We start from the raw sequence: 17,188 nt of genomic DNA on the forward strand, positions 1-17,188 counted from the left end.
AAGCATTGACGCCCAAAACGTCAGACCATTAGCGTAATGGTCTGACTTTTCGCGATCCCAGGAGTGCCCGTGACCGTGCACGAGGCCAGCATCGGCCGATACTTCGAGGACTTCACGGTCGGCGACATCCACCAGCACCCGCTCGGCCGCACCATCACCGAGGCGGACAACACGTGGTTCACGTTGCTGACCATGAACACCAACCAGAACCACTTCAACGCCCACTTCGCCGAACGTGCCCCCTACGGCAGGATCATCGCCAACTCGGGGCTGACCGTCGCCGTCGTGCTGGGCTTGTCGGTCATGGACATGAGCCAGACGGCCATCATGAACCTCGGCTGGGACGAGATCAAGCTCACCCACCCGGTCTTCGTCGGCGACACGATCTACGCCGAGTCGCTGGTCGTCGACAAGCGCGAGTCCGCATCGCGGCCCTACGCCGGGATCGTCTCCTGCCGCACCAGGGGCCTGAACCAGGACGGCGACGAGATCATGTCGTGGAAGCGCGCGGTCATGGTCTACCGGCGCGACGCGCCCCACGACAAGGGCTACTTCCCGCAGGCCAAGACCGGGCCGCTGACCGCATGAGGATCACCTACGGGCCATGGGGCGAGAGCCTGGAGGAGCTGACCTCGGCCGCCAGGGCCGCAGAGGAGGCGGGCGCCGAGCTCATCTGGGTGCCCGAACTGCACCGCAGCGCCACCGTCACCGCCGCCGCCGTGGCCTCGGCCACCACCCGGGCAGGGGTCGGCACCGCCATCGCGCTCGCCTTCACCCGCAGCCCGATGATCACCGCCCTGGAGGCGCTCGACCTCGACGAGCTGACCGGCGGCCGGTTCGTCCTCGGGCTCGGCTCCGGCGCGCGCAGGCTCAACGAGAACTGGCACAACGCCCGCTGGGACAAGCCCCTGGCCCAGCTCAGGGAGACCGTGGAGGTCATCAGGACCATCGTCGCCGCCTCCCACACCGGGCAGCCGCTGGAGTACGAAGGGGAGTGGCAGCGCCTGAGCGTGCGCGGCTTCCGCCGGCCATACCAGCCGGTCCGCACCGAGATCCCGATCTACCTGGCCGCGGTCGGACCCCAGCTCACCCGGATGGCGGCGCGGATCGCCGACGGATGGATCTCCCACGAGCTGTGCTCCCCGGCCTACCTGCGCGAGCACGTGCTGCCCAACCTGGCCGGCCGCCGCGACGGCTTCGACGTCGTCGTCTCCGGCTGCTGCTCGATCGACCGGGACCCGGCGCTGGCCCGCGAACGCGCCTCCGGCGTGCTGGCCTTCTACGCCTCGGTCGCCACCTACAAGGACTTCTTCGCCTTCCACGGCCTGGCCGACGAGCACGCCCGCATGGTCGAGGCCTTCCGCGCCGGGCGCCGGGCCGAGGTGCCCGACCACATGGTCGACCCGCTGGTGCTCACCGGCACGCCCGACCAGGTGGCCGCCAGGATCGCCGAGTACGACGGCCTGGCCGACACGATCAAGCTCACGCCCGCCGTGTACGGCAACAGCCCCGCGCAGATCCGCGAGAACCAGGCCCGCCTCATCACGCTCATCAGGGAGCTGACCGCATGAGACCGCTGCAGGACGTCCGGATCATCAGCCTGGAGCAGTACGGCGCGGGACCCTTCGGCACCGTGCACCTGGCCGACCTGGGCGCCGAGATCATCAAGATCGAGGATCCGCGCGCCGGCGGAGACGTCGGCCGCTACGTGCCGCCCTACACCGAGGACGAGGACTCGCTGTTCTTCGAGACGTTCAACCGCAACAAGAAGTCGCTCTCCCTGGACCTGGCGACGCGGGCCGGACGCGAGGTCTTCGAGGACCTGGTACGGCACGGCGACGCCGTCTACTCCAACCTGCGCGGCGACGTCCCGGCCAAGATGCGGATCACCTACGACGACCTCAGGCACCTCAACCCGGCGATCGTCTGCTGCTCGCTGACCGGCTTCGGCATGACCGGCCCGCGGGCGGCAGAACCCGGCTACGACTACATCCTGCAGGGGCTCGCCGGCTGGATGGAGCTCACCGGCGACCCGTCGGGTCCGCCCACCAAGTCGGGCCTGTCGCTGGTCGACTACTCCGGCGGCTTCGTGGCGGCGATCGCCCTGCTGGCGGCGCTGCACGCCGCGCGCCGCGACGGGGTGGGCACGGACTGCGACCTGTCGCTGTACGACACCGCGATCAGCATGCTCACCTACGTCGGCACCTGGGCGCTCAACACCGACTACCGGCCCGCCCGCACGCCGCACTCGGCCCACCCGTCGCTGGTGCCGTTCCAGAACTTCGCCGCCAAGGACGGCTGGCTGGTCGTCGGGTGCGCGAAGGAGAAGTTCTGGCAGCGCCTGGCCGCCATCCTCGGGCCGGAGTTCGCCGAGGAGCCGCGTTACGCCACCTTCGCCCTGCGCCGCGAGGCCGCGGGCGAGCTGCTGCCCCGGCTGGCCGAGGTCTTCCTGACCAGGACCGTGGCCGAGTGGCTGGCGGTGCTGACGCCGGCGGGCATCCCGTGCGGGCCCGTCAACGACGTGGCGCAGGCGCTCGCCGAGGAGCACACGGCCGCGCGCGGGCTGATCGCCGAGACCGACCATCCCCGGTACGGCAGGCTGAGGCAGCTCGCCTCGCCGGTGCGGGTGGGGGCCGAGCCGGTCGAGCACCGGCGGGCGCCGCAGCGAGGAGAACACTTCGAGGAGGTCGTCGGCGGGCTGCTCGGCTACTCGGCCGAGCGCGTCGAGGCGCTGACGGCGGCGGGCGCCTTCGGGACGCCGCGATGACGGCGGCCGAGCGGCTGGCCGGCTGGGCGCTGGACCTGAGCCTGGAGCAGGTGCCCAAGGAGGCCGCCGACGCGGCGCTGCGCCACCTGCTCGACGGCCTGGGCTGCGCCGTCGCCGCCGGGACCGACCTGCCCGCGATCACGGTCGCCCGCGAGCTGGGCGGCCCCCCGGAGGCCACCATCCTCGGCACCGCCTGGCAGGTCGGCGCCCCCGCCGCCGCGCTGGCCAACGGCATGCTCGTCCACGCGCTCGACTTCGACGACACCCACGCGGGCGGCCTCGTGCACGCGACCGCGCCGGTGCTCCCCGCCGCCTTCGCCGTGGGCGAGGAGACCGGCGCGAGCGGCGCCGACGTGCTCGCGGCGGCCCTGACCGGCTACGAGACGATCTGCCGCCTGGGCGCCGCCGTCCCCCACGGCTTCCACGCGCGCGGCCTGCACGCCACCGCGACCTGCGGGGTGTTCGCCGCCGCCCTGGCCGCCGCCCGGCTGTACGGCCTGACCCACGCCGAGACCGTGGACGCGCTCGGCATCGCGGGCAGCCAGGCGGGCGGGCTGCTGGAGTTCCTGAACACCGGCTCCTCCACCAAGCAGCTCCACCCCGGCTTCGCCGCGCAGGCCGGGGTGCTGGCCGCCCGGCTGGCCAGGGCGGGAGCCTCGGGCCCCGCAACCGTGCTGGAAGGACCGTACGGCCTGTACGGCGCCCTGCTCGGCCTGCCCGGCCTCGACCCGGTCACGGAGCTGGGCGAGCGCTGGGAGGTCACCCGGATCGGCGTCAAGCCGTACCCCGCCTGCCAGCTCCTGCACGCCAGCCTCGACGCGGCGCGCGGCCTGAAGGGCGACATCGAGGAGATCGTCGCCGAGGTGCACCCCGACACCGCGCCGATCGTCTGCGGGGAGGGCAAGGACCGTCCGCGCACGCCGTACGACGCGAAGTTCAGCCTCCCGTGGAGCGTCGCCGCGATGATCGTGGACGGCGAGGTCACCGTGCGCACCTACGCCGACGTCGACCGGCCGGAGGTCGCGGCGCTGGCCGCGAAGATCCGGCACGAGGTGGTGGCCTTCCCCGGGGTGGCCGCCGAGCAGCCGGGACGGCTGCGCGTCCGCTTCGCCGACGGGACATCGACGGTGGCGCTGGCCCCGGCGGGCCCGGCCGACGCCGAGGAGTCGGTCCGCGCCAAGGCCCGGGGCAACGGGCTCGGCGAGCGCGCGATCGGCCTGGTGCTCGACCTGGCGAACCTGCCCACCCTCCGGCCCCTGATCCAGGAGTTGATCGTATGACCGTACGGCTTTCGGCCGTGACCGGCGCCACCGCGCGGGAGGCCTACGCCCGCGCCCTGGGCGACCTGGAGAGGGCGGGCCTGTCCGCCGGCGACGTCGTCCAGGTGGTGCAGTACCTGACCGACCCCGCGGCGGCCTGGGCACCCGAAGGGGTGACCGTCTCGACGGTGTCCGTGGAAGGACTCCTGGACGGCACGGCCGCGATCGAGCTGACCGCGCACCCGGGCGGCGGCGAGCGCATCCCGACCCCGAACGGCGTCGTCACGGTCGCCGACGAGATCGTCTACCTGCCCGGCATCCTGCCCGCCGACCTGACGGCGGGCTTCCGCGAGCAGTACCGCTCCTGCCTGGAGGTCGCCGGCGAACTGCTCAAGGCGGCCGGGACCGGCCTCGACGCGCTGGTGCAGACGACCGACTACACCGCCACCGCCACCCGCGCGGAATACCCCCGCTGCGGGCGTCCGCGCCGCGAGCTGCTCGGCGGCACCGGCACCGACGGGCTGGCGGTGCACCCGGGAGCGGCGGGCATCCTGGTGGACCGGCCGCCGGTCCCGGGCGCGATGGTCTGGCTCGACGCGGTCGCCTCCCGGCGCCCGCTGCGCACGGTCAACCCCGGCTGGCGGCGCTACGAGACGCTCACCTACAAGCCGGGCGTGGCGGCGGGTGACATGTTGTTCATGTCCGGCTTCGGGGCGCTGGAGCCGGCGACGCAGCGGGCCATCTTCGACGGCGATCTGGAGGCGCAGGCGGAGTTCACCTACGCGGCGATCGCCACCGTGCTGCGCGAGGCGGGACTGACCGGGGAGTCGGTGGTGCGGCTCGTCGAGTACGTCACCCCGGACGGTGTGGCGAGATATCCGGAGGTGGCGGCGATCCGCGACCGGTACTTCCCCGGCCGGCCTGCCCTCACCTCGGTCGTGTGCTCGGCGCTGCTGCGCCCGGAGTTCCTGATCGAGGTCGTGCCCACGGCGGTGTTCCAGTGAACGACGAGGTGAGCTACACCGCCCCCGAGGAGCTCGGCAGGGCCGCGATCCGCTACTTCGCCCAGGCCGTCGGCGACGACAACCCCCTCTACACCGACGACGCCTACGCCCGCGAGCACGGCTACGACGGCGTGATCGCCCCGCCGACCCTGATCTGCGAGACCAACCAGTACACCGGCCTGCCCAGGGACGAGCACGGCTACCCCGGTCACAGCTGGCCCCAGGAATACCCCGGCCGCCGCCAGGTCAGGGGAGGCAACAGCTACGAGTTCCACCAGCCGGTACGGCCCAGCGACGTGATCACCGCGACCTGGCGCGTGGAGAAGGTCGAGGAGAAGGCGGGCAAGGTCTTCGTGACCTCCCGCGCCACCTACACCAACCAGCACGGCGAGCTGCTGGCCGTCAACGAGGAGGTGGTGGTGTGGATCTGATCCCGCCGCTGGAGCGCCGCATCGAGCTCCCCGACATGATCGCCTACGCCGGGGCGACCTGGGACTGGCACCGCCTGCACTACGCCCCCGAAGGCCTCGACCGCCCGGTGGTCGACGGCCAGCTCTTCGGCGCCCTGCTCGCCGAGCAGCTCCAGGACTGGCTCGGCCCAGGACACCGCATCACCCGCCTGCACTTCCGCTTCCGCAGCATGGTCTTCGCCGGGGAGACCGTCCGCTGCACCGGCCGGGTGACCGGCCGCGACAACGGCGTCATCACCGTCGAGCAGCGGATCGACGTCGTGGACGACGGCCGCACAGCCGTGGCTCCCGCCGGGGCCACGGTGGTGCCGCGATGAGCGTGGCCGTCGTCGGAGCCGCGGAATCCGACCTGGGCGTGACCGGCAAGACCATCATGGAGCTGCAGACCCAGGCCATCACCGGCGCGCTGGCCGACGCCGGGCTGACCCTCGCCGACGTCGACGGGCTGGCCACCGCCGGCGTCTCCCGCTTCTCGGCCACCCAGGTGGCCGACTACCTCGGGATCCGGCCCGCCTGGACGGACTCGACGTTCGCCGGAGGCTCCGCGTTCGAGATGTACGTCGCCAGGGCCGCGCAGGCGATCGAGGCGGGGCAGTGCACGACCGTCCTGATCTCCTACGGCTCCAACCAGCGCAGCGCCCGGTCCCGGTCGCTGTCGGGCGTGCTGGAGCCGCACACGCCCGAGACGGAGTTCGAGTCGCCGTACGGGCCGCTCTACCCGATCTCGTACTACGCGATGGCCGCCCAGAGATACCTGCACGTGCACGGCGCCAAGCGGGAGGACCTGGCCGAGGTCGCCGTCGCCGCCCGCGAATGGGCGCTGCTCAACCCCAAGGCCTACCGCCACGACGCCGGGGCGCTCACCGTCGACGACGTGCTCGCCTCGCCCATGGTCTCCTCGCCGCTCACGGTCGCCGACTGCTGCCTGGTGACCGACGGCGGCGGCGCGATCGTGCTGACGAGCCTCGAACGAGCCCGCGACCTGCGCCGCCCGCCCGTCGTGGTGCTCGGGTACGGCGAGGCCACCACCAACACCGGCATGGCCTCGGCCCCCGACCTGCTGGAACCGGGCTCCGTCGCCTCGGGCCGCCGCGCCTTCGCCATGGCCGGGCTGGGGCCGCAGGACGTGGACGTGGCGCAGCTCTACGACTCCTTCACCATCACCGTCCTGCTCACCCTGGAAGGGCTGGGCTTCTGCGGGCCGGGGGAGGCGGGCGACTTCGTGCGCCGCCGCGCGCTGCCGTACAACACCAACGGGGGCGGCCTGTCCTACTGCCACCCCGGCATGTACGGCCTGCTGCTCCTCATCGAGGCGGTCAGGCAACTGCGCGGCGAGTGCGGGCGGCGCCAGGTCGACGGCGCGCAGGTCGCCCTCGCGCACGGCACGGGCGGCATCCTGTCCACCCACGCCACCGTCCTGCTGGGGGTGGACCGATGACCCCATGGTGGGAGGCGGCCCGCGAAGGGCGGCTGCTCCTGCAACGCTGCGAGGGCTGCGGCCACCTGCAGCACTACCCGCGCGCGCTGTGCACCGCGTGCGGCGGCACGGACCTGGGCTGGCACGAGTCGGCCGGGCGCGGCGCGGTCGACTCCTTCACCGTGGTCCACCGCTCGCCCTCGCCCGAGCACCCGCCGCCCTACGTCGTGGCACGCGTGCGCCTGGACGAGGGGCCGATCCTGCTGACCAACCTCGTCGGCGCCGCCGACTGGCACTGCGACCAGCGTGTACGGCTGGCCTGGCGGACCCTCGAAGACGGCCGCCGCCTGCCCGTGTTCGAACAGGAGTGAGATGGACTTCGAGCTGAACGACGAGCAGCGCGCCTTCCGCGAGACGCTGCGCGACTTCGTCGACAAGGAGATCGTGCCCGTCGCGGGCGAGTGGGAGCGCTCCGGCCGCTATCCCACCGAGATCGTCGACAAGATGAAGCAGATGGGGCTGTTCGGGCTGACCGTGCCGGAGGAGTACGGCGGGCTCGGCGCCGACCTGGTCTCCTTCGCCCTGGTCTTCGAGGAGATCGCGCGCGGCTGGATGGGGGTGGCCGGCGTGCTCGGCTCGCACTCGCTGTCGTGCGGCATGATCGCCAGGTACGGCACGCCCGAGCAGAAGGCCGCCTACCTGCCCGACCTGGCCACCGGCGCCCGCCGTACCGGCATCGCCCTGACCGAGCCGGGCGCCGGCACCGACCTGCAGGGCATCACCACGACCGCCCGCCGCGACGGCGACCACTACATCGTGCGCGGCACCAAGACGTGGATCACCAACGCCCGCCACGCCAGCCCGCTGCCGGTGCTGGTCAAGACCTCGGCCACCGAGCCCGCGCACAAGGGCATGTCGGTGCTGCTGGTCGAGGAGGGCTTCTCCGTCAGCCGCGACCTGCCCAAACTCGGCTACAAGGGCACCGAGTCGTGCGAGGTCGTGCTCGACGACGTGCGCGTGCCGGTGGCCAACCTGCTCGGCGGCGTCGAGGGGCGCGGCCTGCAGCAGGTGCTGTCGGGGCTGGAGAGCGGCCGCATCAACGTCGCCGCCCGCGCGATCGGCATCGCCCAGGCCGCCTACGACGCCGCGCTGGCCTACTCCCAGCAGCGCACCGCCTTCGGGCAGCCGATCTCCGACTTCCAGGCCATCCAGCTCAAGCTCGCCGACATGGCCACCGAGATCCAGGCGGCCCGCCTGCTCACCTACTGGGCCGCCTCGCGGGCCGACTCCGGCAAGCGGGTCGACATGGAGTCGGGCATGGCCAAGTACTTCGCCTCCGAGACCGCGATCAGGGCCTCGCTGGAGGCGATGCGCATCCACGGAGGGTACGGCTACTCGCAGGAGTACGTCGTCGAGCGCCTCTACCGCGACGCGCCGCTCATGGCCATCGGCGAGGGCACCAACGACGTGCTGCGCATGGTCATCGCCCGGTCGCTGCTGGCGGGCAAGGGCAGGGTGGGCTGGTGAGGTCGGCGCTGTACGTCCCGGGCGACCAGCCGGGCAAGCTGGGCAAGGCGCTCGGACGCGGCGCCGACGCCCTCATCGTCGACCTGGAGGACGCGGTCGCGCCCGCGTCCAAGGACCGGGCCCGCGCGGAGGTCGCCGAGTGGCTGCGAAACACGCCCACGGCGGGCGGGTGCGAGATCTGGGTGCGGATCAACCCGGGAGAGCTCGGCCACGCCGACCTGCGGGCCGTGGCGCTGCCCGCGGTCGCGGGGGTGTGCGTGGCCAAGACGGAGTCGGCCGCCGAACTGGTGGCGATCGACGAGCTGCTGCGTGACTCTCCCTGGATCAAGGTCTGCCCGCTGCTGGAGAGCGGCGCCGCCGTCCTGGCCGCGGCCGAGATCGCCAGGGCGCCCCGGGTGAGCAGGCTCCAGCTCGGCGAGGCCGACCTGCGGGCCGACCTGGGCGTCGAGCCGGGACCCGATGAGCGCGAGCTGCTGTGGGCACGCTCGCAGGTGGTCCTGGCCAGTGCCGCTGCCCGGATCGGGCCGCCGCTCGGCCCGGTCAGCACCGACTTCCGCGACCTGGACCGCCTGCGCGCCTCGACCCAGGCGCTCAGGCGCCTGGGATTTCGCGGGCGGGCGTGCATCCATCCGGCCCAGGTCGCGGTGGTCAACGAGGTGTTCACCCCGTCGGCCGCCGAGGTCGAGCGGGCGCGCGAGCTGATCGGGCGGTTCGAGGCGGCGGAGTCGGGCGTGGTGCTCGACGACGCGGGCCGCATGGTCGACGAGGCGGTCATCCGCCAGGCCCGCCGTCTTCTGGCGGACCTTCGGGAGTCTTAGGCATTTGCCTAGTTCTGCCGCGTGGCTGTTGCCATAGGGGAACCGTCGTTTCCAAAATCCAGGGGACGGTTTCCCTAGCGCGAAAGCTGGTGAATGGTCATGCGCCTCCGGCTGACCAGGGTCGGCGCGATCCTCCTCGCCCCGCTCCTGCTCCTCACGGCCACGCCCGCCCAGGCGGCCCCGGACCTGTCGGCACCCGGCTCGTACGCGGTCGGCTACTCCGACGTCAGCGTCTCGGCCTCCGGCCGCTCGTTCAACGCCCGGGTCTACTACCCGGCCACCACCGCGGGCAGCAACCGCACCGTGGCCGACGGGCGCTTCCCCGTCGTGGCCTTCGGGCACGGCTTCTTCCAGAGCATCGGCAAGTACGCCTCCCTGGGCAACCACTGGGCCTCCTGGGGGACGATCACCATCATGCCCACCTCCCAGGGCGGGCTGTTCCCCAGCCACAGCGCCTTCGCCGACGACCTGAACGCGGCGCTCACCTGGATGGTCGCCCAGGACATCAGCACCGGATCACGCTTCAACGCGCACGTGCGCACCGACCGGCTGGGCCTGTCGGGCCACTCGATGGGCGGCGGCGCCAGCGTGCTGGCGGCCGCGCGCAACCCCGCGGTGCAGGCGGTGACGAACCTGGCCGCCGCCGAGACCAACCCCTCGGCCAAGGCGGCGGCGGCCACCACGACGGTTCCCATGCAGCTGCTCGCGGGCTCCCAGGACGGCGTCGCCGGGCCCTCCGGCCACCAGATCCCCATCTACCAGGCCAAGCTCGCGCCCAAGCAGCTGCGCACCATCGTCGGCGGCTTCCACTGCGGGTTCACCGACTCCGGCGGGCTCGGCTGCGACAGCGGCTCGATCAGCCGGGCCGTGCAGCAGTCGATCACCGAGCGGGTGACCACGGCCTGGCTGCTGTACTACCTGCACGACGACGCCTCCCACCACGACGCCGTGTGGGGCGCGGCGGCACAGAACGACCCGGCCGTCCAGTTCCTCGGCGTGCCGTAGCCCGGCCGCAGTCCGCCGGACGCGGTAGCCCGTAGCCCGGGGTGGAGCAGCCCGGCGTGCCGTAGCTCAGTCGTGGTCGCCTGCGCTCGCGGGCGTGCGCAGCACCGGGGGCCAGGTCCCCGGCACGAACAGTCCCAGCACGAAGGCCCGCCCGGCCAGCGCCGACCTGCTGTCGGCGCCGAGCCGGGCGCGCAGCCGCACCAGGTGGTAGTCGACCGCCTGCCGCGTCAGGTGCAGGCGGCGGGCGATCTGCGCGTTCGACGCCCCGGCGGCCACCAGCCGCAGGACCTCCCCCTGCAACGGGCTCAGCGCCTCGGCCACGGGGCAGATCTCGTCCAGGACGGCGACCGCCCGCCACGGCAGGCCGTTGGCGCGCGGCTCCACCCGGGCGCTGACCCGCGCGTGGATCACCGCGCCGTCCCCGCGCACCAGCCGCATCCTGCTGCGGTAGCCGTTGAGCCGTCCCAGCGCCAGCCCGAGCCAGTACGGCCGCTGCACCTCCAGCTCGCCGTCCGCCAGCAGCTCCTCGGCGTGCAGGCCGTCGAGCTCCTCCGCGGTGCGCGCCAGCGCCAGGCGGAAGGCCGGATTGGCGTCACGGACACGGCCCAGCCCGTCCACCGCCGCGATCGGCACCGGCACGCGGTCGAAGTACACCCGGTAGGGTCCCTCCATGTCCGCACCGTAGGCGATCTCCGCGGCGAGGTCCATCCCGACCGGCGACCGGCGGCGAGCGATGCCCGGCGTCCGGCGAGTCCTATTTACGCACCACCGTCAGCTCGGCCAGCTCCGCCACGGAGGCCGCGTCCGGGAGTCCGCGGGCGGTGGCGATCAGCTCCTCGACCTGTCCCTCCGCCAGCACGCGGCCGGCGTTGGAGCGGAACTTCGCGGCCTGATCCTCGTGCGAGAGCGGATGCTCGGGCCCGCCGCGCGAGGAGTCGACGCGGTGCTCCCTGGTCGAGCCGTCCTTCATCCGCAGCCGCACCACGGCGGGGAAGGCCGTGGGGAAGATCTCCGAGGCCCGCTCGTCGGCCACGCACCGTACCCGGGCGGCCAGGGCGAGCCGCTCGGGGTCCAGCCGGGCGAAGTCGTCGAGCGCCAGCCCGAGCCCGCCCCCGCCCAGCAGCGCGGCCGCCACGGTGTAGGGCCCGGAGAACTTCGCGTGGTAGGGCGAGCGCGGCCGGATCTTCTCCTCGTACGGCTCGGCGATGGTGCGCAGCACCGGCGCGGGCACCCCCAGCTCGATCTCCTCGATCTGGGCCGGGTCCACTCCCTGGGCGCGCAGGGCGAGGGCGCAGTCGATGGCCGGATGCGTGAAGTGGTTCGACGGGTAGGGCTTGTAGACCGTGCGTGTCAGCTCCCACCGCTCGCCCAGCCCCGACAGCAGCGCCTCGGAGTCGAAGCGCCCGCCGATCCACGCCTGGAAGAAGCCGAACCTGCCCTCCAGCACGGTCGGCGGCCCGGTCAGCCCCTCGGCGGCCATGACCGCGGCAGAGACGCCCGCGTGGGCGGCCCAGCCGCAGTGCGCGCGCTTGACGGTGCCTCCGGTGCGGTTGGCCTCGAGCAGGCCGGAGCCCATGCTCGCGGCGATGCCCGCGGCGTGGGCGATCCCTTCGGAGTCGAGGCCGGTGACGAGCCCGGCCGCGACGGCGGCGCCGATGGTGCCGCAGATGGAGGTGGCGTGCTGCCCGTTCTCGAAGAAGAGGGAGTTGCGGGCCTCGGGCAGGTAGGAGGCCATGCCGAGCCGGTTGCACACCTCGATGCCGGCGGCGACGGCGGCGATCAGCCCGGCTCCGCTCGCGCCGGCGGCCTCGGCGGCGGCCAGGGCGGCCGGGACGACGGGGGCGCTGGGGTGGAGCACGGAGGGCAGGTGGGTGTCGTCGAAGTCGAGCGCGTGCGCGAGCGTGCCGTTGACCAGCGCGGCCGAGGGCGCGGGCAGCCGGTCGCCGCTGCCGATCGTGGTGGACTCTGGCGTGCCGCCCCAGCGGCGCACGGCGCGCAGGACGGCGGGACCCGCGTCGCCGTCGGGCTCGCCGTAGGCGGCCAGGCAGTTGCCCAGGACGTCGAGGATCCGGCTGGTCACGTCGTCGCCGATGGCGGCGGGCACGCCGTCGTCCCGGCATCCGGCGGCGAACGCCGCCAGCCGCTGCACGTGAGTGGTCATGCGGCGCTCACGAAGGCCAGGGGGCGGACGGGCGCGCCGGTGGCCCCGACGATCGGGAGTGGCGCCAGGACCAGCAGGAACTCCCGGGCGCCCGCGTCGAGGAGGTCGGCCAGGCGCATGGTCTCGACGATGTTGATGCCCGACTCCACCAGCAGGATCCTGTGCACCGGCAGGGTGGCGTGGCCGCGGCCGGGCGCGATGTGCTCGAAGGCGATGGTCTCGCCGCCGACCAGGCGGGGTGAGCGTTCGGCCAGCCAGCGCCCGGCCCGCTCGCCGGGGCCGGGAACGCCGTCCTGGTGCCCGACGAAGGCCGGGCCGTCGTCCCACAGGCGGGACCAGCCGGTGCCGATCAGGACGGCGTCGCCCTCCTGGATCTCCACCCCGGCGGCCGCCTTGTCCAGGTCCTCCGGGGTGATCTCGTATCCGGCGGGCAGCACCGGCACCCCGTGCGCGGCGGCGACGTCCAGGAGCACGCAGCGTCCTGCGTAGGGGGCGAACTCGTCGATGCCGAGCGCGCCGAAGCCCTCGTGCGAGGTGAGCTCGGCCGCGTCGAGCCCGCCGTACAGCCGCCCTTCCTGCGAGACGTGCGCCAGCGCGTCGACGTGGGTGCCGACGTGGCCGCCGGTGACGATGACCTCGTTGGCGGCCGAGCCGCCGTCGGGGCGGACCAGGTCGCCGTGGCGTCGTTCGAGCGCCATGCGGAAGGGCGGATGGTTGGGCGACTGCGGCATGCCCTTGCGCATGGGCTGCGCGAGATCGAACACTGTGGCGGCCGCCACGGCGCTCCACAGGGTCATCAGATCACACCCTTCTCGCGCAACCGCGCGATCTCGTCGGCGTCCAGTCCCAGGCGGGAGCCGTACACCTCGTCGTTGTGCGCACCCATCGGCGGACCGGCCCAGCGGATCGATCCGGGGGTGCGTGACAGGCGGAACAGCACGTTCTGCATGCGCAGCGGGCCGAGTTCGGCGTCGTCGACGGTGGTGATCGTGTCGAGGGCGCGGTACTGGGGGTCGTCGAAGACGTCGCGGATGTCGTAGATCGGCGCGACGGCCGCCTGCGCCCGCTCGAAGGCGGCCACCACCTCGTCCAGGTCGCGCTCGGCGATCCACCCGCCGACGTGGGCGTCCAGCAGGTCGGCGTGCCTGGCCCGGTCGGCGCCTCCGGCGAACCACGGCTCCTCGATCACCTCGGGGTGGCCGACCAGGCGCATCACCCGCTCGGCGATGTTCTGCGAGGAGGTGGAGACGGCGACCCAGCGGCCGTCGCGGGTGCGGTAGGTGTTGCGCGGCGCGTTGTTGACGCTGCGGTTGCCGGTGCGTTCCTGGAGCACGCCGAGCTGGTCCCACCACAGGGGCTGTGGGCCGAGCAGGGTCAGCAGAGGCTCGATGATGGCCAGGTCGATCACCTGGCCGCGCCCCGACCGTTCACGTTCGTACAGCGCCATCGTCACCGCGTTGGCGCAGGTGAGCGCGGAGACCCCGTCGGCCAGGCCGAACGGGGGCAGCGTGGGCGGCCCGTCGGGTTCTCCGGTGACCGCCGCGAACCCGCTCATCGCCTCGGCGAGGGTGCCGAACCCCGGCCGGTGCGCGTACGGCCCGGCCTGCCCGAACCCGGTCACCCTGGCGATCACCAGGCGCGGGTTGGCATCGTGGAGCCGTTCGGGTGACAGGCCCCAGCGTTCGAGGGTGCCGGGCCGGAAGTTCTCGATCAGCACGTCGGCTCCGGCCGCCAGGCGCAGGATCAGCGCGGCGCCCTCGGCGGTGCCCAGGTCGCAGGTGACGGCCTTCTTGTTGCGCGAGAGCATCTTCCACCACAGGCCCACCCCGTCCTTGGTGTGGCCGTGCTTGCGGGAGGGGTCGCCGTGGCGGGGATGCTCGACCTTGATCACCTCGGCGCCGTAGTCGCCCAGCACCGTCGCGGCCAGCGGCCCGGCGAAGAGCGTGGCCACGTCGAGAACCACGATGCCGTCGAGCGGGCCGGCGACTGATCCGTTCTGCACGCACAACTCCAGGGCGAGTGTTCCGTTTTGCGGAATGATGTTTCAAACTGTACTCAATGATGGGCGGGCTGGTCCATCAGAAGGAAACAGTGTCACGTGATGGGAAACTCTAATGCTCTATCTCGTCTACCGGATGCGACTGTCGCCGCGGGCGCGCCGGGACATGAAGGCGTTCTGGGCGTGGCTGGAGGACCGGGAACGCTGGTTCTACCGCGACCTGCCCATGGTCAAGGAGGTGCGCTGGTACTACAGCGTGATCGGCGACGTCTACACGCTGGAGAACTGGGCGGCCTTCGAGGACGAGGCCGCGTGGGGCGCCTACCGGGCGGCCCTGGGCACGCTCAAGGCCGACACCTCCTGGGAATCCGAGCGGGTCTCCCAGGAGGAGTGGTGGGATTTCCTCGACACGAGGATCATGACCGACCCTCCCGTCACCGTCGGATTCCGGCGCGAGTGACGGGATCTGCGAGGCTGAGGAGCCGACATGCCTGCCAACGTGCCTGTTGAACGCGCCGCCAACGACGTGGGCAGCCAGACCGTCGCCACGGTCGAGCGCGCCGCCGACGTCCTCGTCCTGTTCGCGGAGTCGGGAGCGCTCACGCTCGGCGTCACCGAGATCGCCGAGAGCCTGGGCATGTCCAAGGCGGCCGTGCACCGGGTCCTGGCCTCGCTCCGCACCAGGGGGCTCGTCGACCTCGACGAGGAGAGCAGGCGCTACTCCCTCGGCCTGACGGCGATGCGACTCGGCCTGGCCTACCTCGACCGGATCGACGTGCGACGGCTGGCCGCCCCCGAGCTCATCGACCTGAGCAGGCGGACCCAGGAGACGGCGACGTTGTCGATCCGCACCGGCGACACCAGGGTCTACATCGACCAGGTGACGCCCCAGCGCGAGGTGATCATGTCGGTGTCGCTCGGCGTGCCGTACCCCCTGCACGCCGGCGGGTCGTCCAAGGCCTTCCTCGCCTTCCTGGCCGACGACGAGATCGCTGATTACCTGAGCAACCCCCTCGTCCCCCTGACCGCCTCGACGGTCACCGACCACGACCGGCTGCGCACCGAACTGGCGCTCATCCGGCGCCGCGGCTACGCCATGTCCATCTCGGAACGGCAGAGCGGGGCCGCCTCCGTCGCCGCCCCGATCCTCGACCACCATGGCCGGCCCGCCGCCGTCGTCAGCGTCTGCGGGCCGGCGGAACGATTCATCGGCGAGGCCGACGCGTGCGCGGCCGCGCTCCTGGAGGCCTCCGACCGGCTCTCCGCCCAGCTCGGTTTTCGAAAGGAATCCCCTGATGCACCGCTACGACCTGCTCGTCAAGGGCGGGCTGATCGTCCTTCCCTATCACGGTGAGATCCGCGCGGACCTGGCCGTGTCAGGCGGCAAGGTCGCCGCCATCGCCACGGAGATCCCCGCCTCCGAGGCCGCCGAGGTCATCGACGCCTCCGGCAAGATCGTGCTGCCGGGCGCCGTCGACGCGCACTTCCACATCGGCATCTACCGCGACATGGCGCTGGACGCCTTCGAGGAGACCCGCTCGTCGCTGGTCGGCGGGGCCACGACGGTCCTGTCGTACTTCCGCACCGGGCAGCACTACCTCGACAGGACCGGCCCGTACAAGCAGATCTTCCCCGAGGTGCTCGACGCGGTGGCCGGGCGCTGCTTCACCGACTACGGCTTCCACCTGGCCCCGATGACGGTCGAGCAGATCGGCGAGATCCCGCAGCTCGTGGAGGAGCACGGGATCACCTCCTACAAGTACTACATGTTCTACAAGGGCTTCGACCTGGCGGCCAACAGCCGCGACGCGCAGGCCTTCACCATGGGCGACGAGTACGACCTCGGCCACCTCTTCCTGATCATGGAGCAGCTCGCCGCGGTCCAGGCCGCCCGTCCCGACGTACGGCTGTCGCTGTCGTTGCACTGCGAGCAGTCGGAGCTGATGCGGGTCTTCATCGACCGCGTCCAGCGCAGCGGCGCCCCGCAGAACCTGCGCGCCTACAGCGAGGGCCGTCCGCCGCTGACCGAGCGGGTGGCGATCGCCGAGGCGACCACGCTGGCCAGCCACACCGGCACCAACCTCAACCTGCTCCACCTGTCGAGCGCCGACGCGCTGGCGGCCGCGGTCACCGCGCGCGACCTGTACGGCCACGTGGACATGAGGTTCGAGACCACGCTGCACCACCTGTGCCTGGACCACGACGAGCTCGACGCGCGAGGCGGGCTGGGCGGCAAGGTCAACCCGCCGATCCGCACCCGCGAGCACAACGAGGCGCTGTGGCGCGGCGTGCGCGACGGCGCGGTGGGCTGGGTGGCCTCCGACCACGCCTGCTGCATGGAGGAGCACAAGGGCGACCAGCTGTGGCCGGCCCGGCCCGGATTCGGCGGAACGGCGCTGCTCTACCCCGTGCTGGTCTCCGAGGGCCACCTGCGCCGGGGCATCCCCCTCACCAGGATCGCCGAGGTGGCCTCGGCCAATCCGGCCAAGGCCTACAACCTGTGGGGCCGCAAGGGCAGCCTGGCGGTCGGCTTCGACGCCGACCTGACCGTGGTCGACCCGGAATTGACCAGGACCGTCACCACCGACCTGCTGCTGTCGGCGCAGGACCACTGCCCGTTCGAGGGCGCCGAGGTCACCGGCTGGCCGGTGGCGACGGTGGTCGGCGGGCGCGTCGCCTACCGCGACGGCGAGGTGGTCGGCGAGCCGGCGGGAGCCTATCTCCAGCGCAACTGAGCCGAAACGTCTGACCTATTGACAGT

The 17,188-nt window shown here is 72.5% G+C and carries 19 protein-coding genes; 15 read left to right on the forward strand and 4 right to left on the reverse strand.

The features are described from left to right. The first annotated feature begins 69 nt into the window (after positions 1 to 69). From ACIBH1_RS23565 to ACIBH1_RS23620, 12 genes are all read left to right on the forward strand, one after another. The gene (locus ACIBH1_RS23565) at positions 70 to 588 is read left to right on the forward strand and encodes a MaoC family dehydratase (RefSeq protein WP_397316028.1); all 519 of its coding nucleotides are present in this window, start codon (positions 70 to 72) and stop codon (positions 586 to 588) included. Beyond that, positions 585 to 1,571, forward strand: coding sequence for an LLM class flavin-dependent oxidoreductase (locus tag ACIBH1_RS23570; protein WP_397316029.1), 987 nt, complete (start codon positions 585 to 587; stop codon positions 1,569 to 1,571). Before ACIBH1_RS23565 ends, ACIBH1_RS23570 begins: the two co-directional genes overlap by 4 nt. After that, positions 1,568 to 2,767 carry a CaiB/BaiF CoA transferase family protein gene (locus ACIBH1_RS23575; RefSeq protein WP_397316030.1) on the forward strand — a complete coding sequence of 400 codons (1,200 nt, stop codon included), beginning with the start codon at positions 1,568 to 1,570 and terminating at the stop codon, positions 2,765 to 2,767. The genes ACIBH1_RS23570 and ACIBH1_RS23575 overlap by 4 nt, the downstream gene beginning before the upstream one ends. Next, on the forward strand, positions 2,764 to 4,047 hold the full coding sequence (locus ACIBH1_RS23580) for an MmgE/PrpD family protein (RefSeq protein ID WP_397316031.1): 1,284 nt from the start codon (positions 2,764 to 2,766) through the stop codon (positions 4,045 to 4,047). The genes ACIBH1_RS23575 and ACIBH1_RS23580 overlap by 4 nt, the downstream gene beginning before the upstream one ends. Then, complete coding sequence (locus ACIBH1_RS23585; RefSeq protein ID WP_397316032.1) at positions 4,044 to 5,030, forward strand: RidA family protein; 987 nt, start codon at positions 4,044 to 4,046, stop codon at positions 5,028 to 5,030. The genes ACIBH1_RS23580 and ACIBH1_RS23585 overlap by 4 nt, the downstream gene beginning before the upstream one ends. Further along, positions 5,027 to 5,461 carry a MaoC family dehydratase gene (locus tag ACIBH1_RS23590; RefSeq protein WP_397316033.1) on the forward strand — a complete coding sequence of 145 codons (435 nt, stop codon included), beginning with the start codon at positions 5,027 to 5,029 and terminating at the stop codon, positions 5,459 to 5,461. Before ACIBH1_RS23585 ends, ACIBH1_RS23590 begins: the two co-directional genes overlap by 4 nt. Continuing rightward, positions 5,452 to 5,817 carry a MaoC/PaaZ C-terminal domain-containing protein gene (locus ACIBH1_RS23595; protein ID WP_397316034.1) on the forward strand — a complete coding sequence of 122 codons (366 nt, stop codon included), beginning with the start codon at positions 5,452 to 5,454 and terminating at the stop codon, positions 5,815 to 5,817. Before ACIBH1_RS23590 ends, ACIBH1_RS23595 begins: the two co-directional genes overlap by 10 nt. Next, on the forward strand, positions 5,814 to 6,938 hold the full coding sequence (locus ACIBH1_RS23600; protein ID WP_397316036.1) for an acetyl-CoA acetyltransferase: 1,125 nt from the start codon (positions 5,814 to 5,816) through the stop codon (positions 6,936 to 6,938). Before ACIBH1_RS23595 ends, ACIBH1_RS23600 begins: the two co-directional genes overlap by 4 nt. After that, positions 6,935 to 7,288, forward strand: coding sequence for a Zn-ribbon domain-containing OB-fold protein (locus ACIBH1_RS23605; protein ID WP_397316037.1), 354 nt, complete (start codon positions 6,935 to 6,937; stop codon positions 7,286 to 7,288). The genes ACIBH1_RS23600 and ACIBH1_RS23605 overlap by 4 nt, the downstream gene beginning before the upstream one ends. 1 nt (position 7,289) lies before the next feature. Continuing rightward, positions 7,290 to 8,444: an acyl-CoA dehydrogenase family protein gene (locus ACIBH1_RS23610; protein WP_397316038.1), complete on the forward strand. Its 1,155-nt coding sequence runs from the start codon at positions 7,290 to 7,292 to the stop codon at positions 8,442 to 8,444. Continuing rightward, positions 8,441 to 9,262: an HpcH/HpaI aldolase/citrate lyase family protein gene (locus ACIBH1_RS23615; protein WP_397316039.1), complete on the forward strand. Its 822-nt coding sequence runs from the start codon at positions 8,441 to 8,443 to the stop codon at positions 9,260 to 9,262. The genes ACIBH1_RS23610 and ACIBH1_RS23615 overlap by 4 nt, the downstream gene beginning before the upstream one ends. A 99-nt stretch (positions 9,263 to 9,361) precedes the next feature. Next, positions 9,362 to 10,267: an alpha/beta hydrolase family protein gene (locus tag ACIBH1_RS23620; RefSeq protein ID WP_397316041.1), complete on the forward strand. Its 906-nt coding sequence runs from the start codon at positions 9,362 to 9,364 to the stop codon at positions 10,265 to 10,267. 66 nt (positions 10,268 to 10,333) lie between these two features. Here ACIBH1_RS23620 and ACIBH1_RS23625 read toward each other — a convergent pair whose 3' ends face one another. The 4 genes from ACIBH1_RS23625 to ACIBH1_RS23640 all read right to left on the reverse strand — a co-directional run bounded on the left by ACIBH1_RS23625 (position 10,334) and on the right by ACIBH1_RS23640 (position 14,436). Next, complete coding sequence (locus tag ACIBH1_RS23625; RefSeq protein ID WP_397316042.1) at positions 10,334 to 10,939, reverse strand: LuxR C-terminal-related transcriptional regulator; 606 nt, start codon at positions 10,937 to 10,939, stop codon at positions 10,334 to 10,336. A gap of 82 nt (positions 10,940 to 11,021) precedes the next feature. Then, entirely contained in the window at positions 11,022 to 12,428 is a 1,407-nt protein-coding gene (locus ACIBH1_RS23630) for an MmgE/PrpD family protein (protein WP_397316043.1), read from the reverse strand. Then, a complete protein-coding gene (locus tag ACIBH1_RS23635; RefSeq protein ID WP_397316045.1) occupies positions 12,425 to 13,225 on the reverse strand; it encodes a cyclase family protein in 801 nt (266 codons plus the stop codon). The genes ACIBH1_RS23630 and ACIBH1_RS23635 overlap by 4 nt, the downstream gene beginning before the upstream one ends. Further along, a complete protein-coding gene (locus ACIBH1_RS23640) occupies positions 13,225 to 14,436 on the reverse strand; it encodes a CaiB/BaiF CoA transferase family protein (RefSeq protein ID WP_397316046.1) in 1,212 nt (403 codons plus the stop codon). The genes ACIBH1_RS23635 and ACIBH1_RS23640 overlap by 1 nt, the downstream gene beginning before the upstream one ends. 106 nt (positions 14,437 to 14,542) lie before the next feature. Between ACIBH1_RS23640 and ACIBH1_RS23645 the strand changes: the two genes are divergently transcribed. From ACIBH1_RS23645 to ACIBH1_RS23655, 3 genes are read left to right on the forward strand one after another with little or no spacing between them, the layout of a single operon-like run. Further along, positions 14,543 to 14,887, forward strand: a complete 345-nt coding sequence (locus ACIBH1_RS23645; RefSeq protein WP_397316047.1) for a hypothetical protein — start codon at positions 14,543 to 14,545, stop codon at positions 14,885 to 14,887. Positions 14,888 to 14,914: 27 nt separating this feature from the next. Continuing rightward, entirely contained in the window at positions 14,915 to 15,781 is an 867-nt protein-coding gene (locus ACIBH1_RS23650; protein ID WP_397316048.1) for an IclR family transcriptional regulator, read from the forward strand. After that, positions 15,723 to 17,162 (forward strand): dihydroorotase family protein, encoded by a 1,440-nt coding sequence (locus tag ACIBH1_RS23655; protein WP_397316049.1) that lies wholly within the window; start codon positions 15,723 to 15,725, stop codon positions 17,160 to 17,162. The genes ACIBH1_RS23650 and ACIBH1_RS23655 overlap by 59 nt, the downstream gene beginning before the upstream one ends. The last annotated feature ends 26 nt before the right edge of the window (positions 17,163 to 17,188 follow it).

The organism is Nonomuraea sp. NPDC050663, from assembly GCF_044456985.1.
Classification (GTDB): Bacteria; Actinomycetota; Actinomycetes; order Streptosporangiales; family Streptosporangiaceae; genus Nonomuraea.

Bases quoted from the DNA above. Each gene is read 5' to 3' on its own strand.
- ACIBH1_RS23600 (WP_397316036.1), top strand. From the start codon at position 5,814: ATGAGCGTGGCCGTCGTCGGAGCCGCGGAATCCGACCTGGGCGTGACC.
- ACIBH1_RS23580 (WP_397316031.1), top strand. From the start codon at position 2,764: ATGACGGCGGCCGAGCGGCTGGCCGGCTGGGCGCTGGACCTGAGCCTG.
- ACIBH1_RS23605 (WP_397316037.1), top strand. From the start codon at position 6,935: ATGACCCCATGGTGGGAGGCGGCCCGCGAAGGGCGGCTGCTCCTGCAA.
- ACIBH1_RS23570 (WP_397316029.1), top strand. From the start codon at position 585: ATGAGGATCACCTACGGGCCATGGGGCGAGAGCCTGGAGGAGCTGACC.
- ACIBH1_RS23585 (WP_397316032.1), top strand. From the start codon at position 4,044: ATGACCGTACGGCTTTCGGCCGTGACCGGCGCCACCGCGCGGGAGGCC.
- ACIBH1_RS23650 (WP_397316048.1), top strand. From the start codon at position 14,915: ATGCCTGCCAACGTGCCTGTTGAACGCGCCGCCAACGACGTGGGCAGC.
- ACIBH1_RS23575 (WP_397316030.1), top strand. From the start codon at position 1,568: ATGAGACCGCTGCAGGACGTCCGGATCATCAGCCTGGAGCAGTACGGC.
- ACIBH1_RS23635 (WP_397316045.1), bottom strand. From the start codon at position 13,225: ATGACCCTGTGGAGCGCCGTGGCGGCCGCCACAGTGTTCGATCTCGCG.
- ACIBH1_RS23610 (WP_397316038.1), top strand. From the start codon at position 7,290: ATGGACTTCGAGCTGAACGACGAGCAGCGCGCCTTCCGCGAGACGCTG.
- ACIBH1_RS23620 (WP_397316041.1), top strand. From the start codon at position 9,362: ATGCGCCTCCGGCTGACCAGGGTCGGCGCGATCCTCCTCGCCCCGCTC.
- ACIBH1_RS23655 (WP_397316049.1), top strand. From the start codon at position 15,723: ATGCACCGCTACGACCTGCTCGTCAAGGGCGGGCTGATCGTCCTTCCC.
- ACIBH1_RS23625 (WP_397316042.1), bottom strand. From the start codon at position 10,939: ATGGAGGGACCCTACCGGGTGTACTTCGACCGCGTGCCGGTGCCGATC.
- ACIBH1_RS23630 (WP_397316043.1), bottom strand. From the start codon at position 12,428: ATGACCACTCACGTGCAGCGGCTGGCGGCGTTCGCCGCCGGATGCCGG.
- ACIBH1_RS23645 (WP_397316047.1), top strand. From the start codon at position 14,543: ATGCTCTATCTCGTCTACCGGATGCGACTGTCGCCGCGGGCGCGCCGG.